Genomic DNA, 6,714 nt, shown 5'->3' on the forward strand with positions numbered 1-6,714 from the left:
TTTCCACCCCCTTTGATCCGGGCGGATTATTATTATTCTTGCGGTTTGTGTTTTGATATTCTGAGCTGATCTTAAGTGGGGTTGACTTAGCATAAGCTTAACAGCCAGACAATTACACTTGGTCTGGTATTATTCATTGATGAGGTGGTCAAATAATCCCTACACACTTGGATGGGATTCTAGTAGGATTTAAAAGTGTGGAGAGCAATATTATGCAAACAAGTGACGCCAATCTGGCCTTATGTAAAAACTGGTACGAGTCTTTAGCGGGTAAACAGGCTTTATCGGAGCTGGATGCACTCTGTGCAAGTTATATGTCAGAAATCTTTGGCTACTACGCACTTGAAATGGGAGCGCTCAGTGGCCACACCCATTTTGCAGAACATTCACGTGTTGCTTTTAGTACCTCCTTAGGCATGGATCCCGCGACCAATGATGTGATTGCAACGCCGGAACAACTGCCTATCGAAACGGATAATATTGATTTGGTACTTGCTAGTCATGTGTTGGAGTCTAGTTATGATCCACATCAGGTGCTTCGTGAAATCGACCGGATTCTGGTTCCGGAAGGGCAACTGATACTGATTGGTTTTAACCCATGGTCTCTCATGAGGTCTGGTAGACAGTTACGTAAGAAAGGTGATTTACCCGTCATGTCGCGCGTTCGTGACTGGTTTGCCTTACTTGGTTTTGAAATGATGGATGTTCAATATCTGGGGTTTCGTCCGGCATTGCAAAATGAAAAACTCTACCAGCGATTGTCCTGGATGGAGTCCTTCGGTAAAGTTGCGATGCCTTTATTTAGTAACTTATATGTTATTCATGCGAAGAAGCAAGTGATAGCCAGAAGGCCTTACAAGAAAGTGTGGAAAGCGCCGGTGCTGTTATCAGGTGGTAAAGTCGCATTAAACCGTACAGCACAGCGGGTACGGAAAGAAAACTTCTCGGGTTAATACACCCACGGAACACTCAAATACTATGACAACAATGAAAACAGTTGAACTGTTTACGGACGGCGGCTGCCGTGGAAATCCTGGTCCGGGCGGCTGGGGTGCTCTACTGCGATTCGGTGAGCACGAAAAAGAGCTCTATGGCTATGAGCCTGAAACAACTAACAATCGTATGGAGTTAATGGCGGCAATAGCAGGGCTTGAAACGCTTAACACGCCGTGTAAAGTCAGCCTGACAACCGACTCCCAGTATGTACGACAAGGAATTACCAGCTGGATCACTAATTGGAAAGCTAAGGGTTGGAAAACAGCGGCAAAGAAGCCGGTGAAAAATAAAGACCTTTGGCAGAGGCTGGATGCCGCCTGCGAAAAACACACCGTGGAATGGCACTGGGTGAAGGGGCACAGTGGACATGCGGAAAATGAGCGTGTCGATGAGTTGGCGAATAAGGCCATGGACGAAAAGTCAGGAAATTGCTGAGTAATCGGTATTCTTTAGAGAAGCGGTAAGGACAAAGAGCATGGCTAGACAGATCATTATGGATACTGAAACAACTGGTATCGAAATAAAAGCAGGCAATAAGATCATTGAAATCGGTTGTGTTGAGATGATTGATCGTAAATTTACCGGACATAACTATCACCAATATCTCAATGCAGATCGTGACAGTGAAGAGGGCGCATTAAAAGTCCACGGAATTACGACGGAATTCTTAGCGGACAAGCCACGCTTTCATGAGGTGGTTGCTGACTTTATTGACTACATCAAAGGTGCTGAACTCATTATTCACAACGCCCCATTTGATATTGGTTTTTTGAATCATGAGCTGAGTTTAGTGGATGCTTCCTGGGGGAAGATTGAAGATATTTGTACCATAATTGATTCTTTGGTGATGGCGCGCGATATGTTCCCTAGTCAGCGAAATAGTCTGGATGCACTGTGTAAGCGTTTTGACATTAATAACTCGCACCGTGAGTTGCATGGCGCACTCCTTGACTCTGAGATACTCGGTGATGTTTATCTGGCGATGACAGGTGGACAGGTCACGCTGAGCCTGGATACTAAAGCTGCGAAAACAACTGAGACTGAAGAATCAGAAGTGGTTGGAAGTATTTCATTACCAACCGATGCGCTACGAGTCATCAGTGCTAATGCAGATGAGCTGCAAGCACATAATGAGCGTATGGAAGCAATTGTTAAGCAGTCGGGCAAAACGCTCTGGCAATAAGACTTAAACCTCGTCAACCTTTCTGACGGTGCATTAACTCTGTCAAACTTCTCAAGCTGTAGGCGATTGCAAACAGGGAGATTGCCGTGCTCAACCATTGCGCTTGTGGGTAGGGTGTTTTGTTGATGACTGCCCATATGGCACCGAGCAGAACGATGCCATACAGTGCCATTTGTACGTACGGCTGCATATTTGACTCAAGACGACTGTTGAGTGAGACTGCCAACCACGCCACTAGCCATCCTATTAGCGCACCAAACACGAGATCCATAGGCCAATGCACACCCACAGCAATGCGGCTGAGTGCAATGAATGCGGCCAGCGTAAATAACAAACGGCTGGTTAAGTTCACTTGGTTCCAAAAACTAATGACCCCCATCATGGCAAAAATCGTGATGGTGTGACCAGAAGGAAAGCTAGGGGATTGAACATCAGGTCCTATCAGAAAGAAATCCTTTGGTGGCAGGACATTATTGGGTCGTGGGATATCAAAACCATGTTTTAAACTGTAGTTAGCAATAACGGCAATGACCGAGCAAATTAACAGTGCACGAACAAAATTCACCTGCCTAAACAAAATAACAAACGTTAACAATGGTACTACCCATGGATCAGCAAGTGTGGTTATAAATTGCCAAAAACCTTGCGGTAGTAGTTGTAGCGTTTTGTTTAGAAATGTAAACAATGGCTCATTGACGCCTGACAGCCACATGACAAGCAATAATACGAATAGACTAATAGTCGTCTTAAGGGGAAACAGAGGGGCTGTTTTCATGATTGTTTTACCGCTGCGATTAGCATTGCCAGCCATGCTAATATCATAAATAGACCACCCACGGGGGTGATCATTGCGAAGGTCTTAATGTTTGTGAGCACATAGCAATACAGACTGCCGGAAAATAACAGAGTCCCCAGTAGCATTGACCAACCACTTATAGTTAACCATTTAAGCGATAAACCATATTTGGATAGCAGGAACACCGAGATTAGCCCGAGTGCGTGGTAGAATTGGTAGCGTGCGGCGGTTTCGAAGGTTGCAAGCAGTTTTACATCCTGCAGATGCTTCTCAAGACTGTGCGCACCAAATGCACCGAATATGACACTCAGTGCGGCCAGTGCGGCACCAAATATCAAAAACTTTTTAAATTCAGGCACAAAGAACCCTCATGACGGATAAACGATTGTTGTACCGCGTCATCATAAAGCTGATGGCGGTTTCAGGCATTATTGCACTACTATTCGTGTTTTTAAATGCAACGTTTAATAGTGGCTTGGAAACTGAAGAGGTGGAAGTCATGCCTGATGAAATAATCAGTCTGAAATTGGCGATGGTGACGAGTACTGAGCCGACGAATGTGGTGTGGAATAACCAACGAGTTGCTGTGATTAAGCGTGATGGCGCTCAGCAAATGCAGCTGATTCAGGCGACCAGCAAATCTCCTTCAGCGAGTGCTAACTCCGTTGAACAACATCCCTGGCGATCCATTGATGTGAGTTACTTTGTATATATGGACAAAGGCGACTCGGGGCATTGCCCACTATTTTTCGATGGTGATAGTTTCAAAGATACTTGTAGTGGCAATCGCTTTGATCTTACCGGAAGACAAATTGGTGGTAGCCGAACTTTGAAAATCCCACCACATTATTATGCTCAGGCAGGTGAGTTGGTGATTGGCCGATGGAAGGCCAACTAAAAGTGTAGCCTGTACAGGTGACATTACTTATTTGCTTAGTGTAATAATGGCCAGTACACTGGGGTAATTACAATATTTTCAGAATCATACTATGGAAAAAGCATTAATTACCCATAACAAACACTGGAAGAAACCATATGACGGGCTGTACCAGCGTAGTGTGTACTTAAAGTTAATTGATTTAATTTCCTTGAAGCAAATTCAGGTGCTCAAGGGGATTCGTCGTTCTGGTAAAACAACATTATTTAGGCTGTTGATAAATCACTTATCGGAAACAGTTGATCCTAGGAGTATTCTGTATGTGAATTTGGATGACCCTTACTTCTCTGACCTTTACAACAGTAGTAAAAGCCTCTACTCCTTGTTGGAACTCAGCGAAAAAGTGACGGGTATACCAGTCCAGTATTTGTTTCTGGATGAAGTACAAAACGTCGACGCTTGGGAGAAGTTTGTCAAAGCGATCTACGACAATGAGGTTGTGAAAAAGATTTTCGTGACAGGCTCTAACTCATCACTTCTTGAAGGTGAGTACGCAAAGCTACTCAGCGGGCGCTATATCGAAACTGAAATTCATGCTCCAACATTTTCAGAAGTGTTGAATGTACGTGGCATTAAGAGTCGTTTCGAGCTGATAGATCGTAAAGCGGAAGCACTTCGACTTGTTGATGAAATGATGGAGTTTGGTTCTTTCTTTGAAGTACTGGACGCACAAGAGCATAAGCGTGACATTATCCTAAGCTACTACGATACGATCGTATTTAAGGACTGCATTGCGAATAACAATTTACGAGATGCCAAGACCTTTAAAGAAGTTGCCCACTTCATGATTACTAACAGCGCGAGCTTGTATTCTTACACCTCGGTTTCAAAGGCGCTGGGCGTCAATGATGGTACTGTGAAGGAGTATATTCATGTGCTTGAAGATAGTTATATCTGTCAGGAAATTAAGCAATACGCATTTTCACTGAAAGAGCAAATTCGCTCTAAGAAAAAAGTCTACATTAACGATAATGGCTTCTTGTCGCAGACATCGTTTAAGTTTTCACAGAACTATGGGCAGACCTTTGAAAACTTGGTTTATACCGAGTTTAACAAGCGTGGTTATGAGGTCTACTTTCATAATAAAGACTTTGAGTGTGATTTTATCTGTAAGAAAGGCGAGCAGTTGCTTGCTGTACAGGTTTGTTATGAGCTTACGCCGCAGAATCGTCCGAGGGAGTTTAGTGGGCTTGAGAAGCTGAAGTTGAAAACTGGTCGGAAGTTGTTAGTGACCTATAATCAGTCTGAGGGTGTGGCTGATGGGGTTGAGGTTATTGCGTTTTGGGATTTGTTTTCTGAGGAGATTACAAGTTAAGCGTATTTCAAGGGTACGCATCATAAGCATTCTATAATTGAAAGTAGCGACCCTTAATAAGTACAGGACTAATCGAATATAAGTTTCCCAAAAGACGAAGAGCCGGCGCTTAGAATTATGAATAATGAAAGATAACAGCCCATGACATCCTATTATTGGATAACTGCCAAGGATGTGAGCCTATACAAAGATACAGATAAAGGTACTAGCTAGGTAAAATCATATGTATAAACCCCGATCTAATCTGACACATCCTCTTGAAACAAGGAGGGTTACCGTATTTGATGGAAGGTGACGAAACCTGAAATCAAACCTAAGAGGTAACCCTCATGTTGAATAGTAACGAACGAATCATCAAACACAAAGTCGGTCTTCTGAATTTGGCTGAAGAATTAGGGAATGTATCGAAAGCCTGCAAGATGATGGGGCTATCCCATGATACTTTTTACCGTTACAAAGAAGCGGTGGAAGACGGTGGTGTTGAAGCATTACTCGACAAACCCCGTCGTATTCCTAATCTGAAAATCGTGTTGATCCAAACGTTGAGTCAGCCGTTCTGGATTATGCTATCGCGGAGCCGTCTCATGGTCAGGCACGTGTCTCTAATGAACTGCGTAAATAAGGCGTGTTTGTATCAGCCAACGGTGTGCGTAGTATTTGGTTGCGGCATGATCTGGGCAACTTTAAACAACGCCTGAAAGCACTGGAAGCCAAAGTCGCTGAAGATGGTATTATTTTAACCGAATCACAAGTACAGGCGCTGGAGCGCAAAAAGCATGATGATGAGGCTTGTGGAGAGATTGAGACGGCTCATCCGGGCTATCTGGGGTCACAAGACACCTTTTATGTTGGCACCTTTAAAGGTGTGGGACGTGTTTACCAGCAAACTTATGTAGACACCTACTCAAGCATGGCCCAGTGCAAACTCTACACAACGAAAACGCCGATTACTGCAGCTGACCTGCTAAATGACAGAGTACTGCCTTTTTACAGTGAGGAAGACTTACCTGTATTACGCATTCTGACAGATCGGGGAACCGAGTATTGTGGAAGAGCAGACCATCACGATTATCAGCTCTATATGGCATTGACAATATTGAGCACACCCGTACTAAGGCGAGGCATCCGCAAACCAATGGTATCTGTGAGCGCTTCCACCGCACTATCCTGGATGAGTTTTATCGTCCGGCATTACGAAGAAAGATTTACCAGCCTGTTGAGGAGCTGCAAAAGGATCTGGACGACTGGCTGAATTACTACAATAATGAACGCACCCATCAGGGGAAACGTTGTTGTGGTAGAACTCCCATGCAGACACTTGTCGATGGGAAATCGATCTGGAAGGAAAAGTTTGTGAACTAAACCGAACCTGACAGACACCTTCTGAAAATCGGTAACTGTCAGATCAGGTCTGGAGTTTTACAACTAATGAATTACCAGTAAACCCTAAATGGCATTTACACAGTTAGGGCCTGTTGCCGTTTCAC

Annotated in this window: 7 protein-coding genes and 1 pseudogene; 6 read left to right on the forward strand and 2 right to left on the reverse strand. The window is 44.0% G+C overall.

The window, feature by feature from the left end; translation table 11 throughout:
- Window positions 1-212: 212 nt before the first annotated feature.
- Genes DKW60_RS06155 through dnaQ form a run of 3 tightly spaced genes read left to right on the forward strand, consistent with a single transcriptional unit; the run spans window position 213 to window position 2,179 of the window.
- A complete protein-coding gene (locus DKW60_RS06155; protein WP_109836788.1) occupies window positions 213-953 on the forward strand; it encodes a class I SAM-dependent methyltransferase in 741 nt (246 codons plus the stop codon).
- A gap of 34 nt (window positions 954-987) precedes the next feature.
- Window positions 988-1,431, forward strand: coding sequence for a ribonuclease HI (gene rnhA, locus DKW60_RS06160; protein WP_109836794.1), 444 nt, complete (start codon window positions 988-990; stop codon window positions 1,429-1,431).
- A gap of 40 nt (window positions 1,432-1,471) precedes the next feature.
- Window positions 1,472-2,179 carry a DNA polymerase III subunit epsilon gene (gene dnaQ, locus DKW60_RS06165; protein ID WP_109836789.1) on the forward strand — a complete coding sequence of 236 codons (708 nt, stop codon included), beginning with the start codon at window positions 1,472-1,474 and terminating at the stop codon, window positions 2,177-2,179.
- Window positions 2,180-2,192: 13 nt separating this feature from the next.
- Here the strand turns inward: dnaQ and DKW60_RS06170 are convergent, their stop codons facing one another.
- Together DKW60_RS06170 and DKW60_RS06175 are read right to left on the reverse strand one after the other, a co-directional pair.
- A complete protein-coding gene (locus DKW60_RS06170; protein ID WP_181389599.1) occupies window positions 2,193-2,954 on the reverse strand; it encodes a phosphatase PAP2 family protein in 762 nt (253 codons plus the stop codon).
- Window positions 2,951-3,334, reverse strand: a complete 384-nt coding sequence (locus tag DKW60_RS06175) for a DUF423 domain-containing protein (protein ID WP_109836791.1) — start codon at window positions 3,332-3,334, stop codon at window positions 2,951-2,953. The genes DKW60_RS06170 and DKW60_RS06175 overlap by 4 nt, the downstream gene beginning before the upstream one ends.
- An 11-nt stretch (window positions 3,335-3,345) precedes the next feature.
- On the opposite strand from DKW60_RS06175, the gene DKW60_RS06180 reads away from it, so the two are divergent.
- The 3 genes and pseudogenes from DKW60_RS06180 to DKW60_RS06190 all read left to right on the forward strand — a co-directional run bounded on the left by DKW60_RS06180 (window position 3,346) and on the right by DKW60_RS06190 (window position 6,589).
- The gene (locus DKW60_RS06180; protein ID WP_109836792.1) at window positions 3,346-3,873 is read left to right on the forward strand and encodes a Rieske (2Fe-2S) protein; all 528 of its coding nucleotides are present in this window, start codon (window positions 3,346-3,348) and stop codon (window positions 3,871-3,873) included.
- Between the two features lie 91 nt (window positions 3,874-3,964).
- A complete protein-coding gene (locus DKW60_RS06185; RefSeq protein WP_109836793.1) occupies window positions 3,965-5,227 on the forward strand; it encodes an ATP-binding protein in 1,263 nt (420 codons plus the stop codon).
- A 329-nt stretch (window positions 5,228-5,556) separates the two neighbouring features.
- A pseudogene (locus tag DKW60_RS06190) lies at window positions 5,557-6,589 on the forward strand (IS481 family transposase).
- The last annotated feature ends 125 nt before the right edge of the window (window positions 6,590-6,714 follow it).

Source organism: Leucothrix pacifica, from assembly GCF_003172875.1.
Lineage (GTDB): Bacteria > Pseudomonadota > Gammaproteobacteria > Thiotrichales > Thiotrichaceae > Leucothrix > Leucothrix pacifica.

What these genes read in the sequence shown, in the direction of transcription:
- DKW60_RS06185 (WP_109836793.1), top strand. Translation starts at nt 3,965, where the DNA reads ATGGAAAAAGCATTAATTACCCATAACAAACACTGGAAGAAACCATAT.
- DKW60_RS06180 (WP_109836792.1), top strand. Translation starts at nt 3,346, where the DNA reads ATGACGGATAAACGATTGTTGTACCGCGTCATCATAAAGCTGATGGCG.
- DKW60_RS06170 (WP_181389599.1), bottom strand. Translation starts at nt 2,954, where the DNA reads ATGAAAACAGCCCCTCTGTTTCCCCTTAAGACGACTATTAGTCTATTC.
- dnaQ (WP_109836789.1), top strand. Translation starts at nt 1,472, where the DNA reads ATGGCTAGACAGATCATTATGGATACTGAAACAACTGGTATCGAAATA.
- rnhA (WP_109836794.1), top strand. Translation starts at nt 988, where the DNA reads ATGAAAACAGTTGAACTGTTTACGGACGGCGGCTGCCGTGGAAATCCT.
- DKW60_RS06155 (WP_109836788.1), top strand. Translation starts at nt 213, where the DNA reads ATGCAAACAAGTGACGCCAATCTGGCCTTATGTAAAAACTGGTACGAG.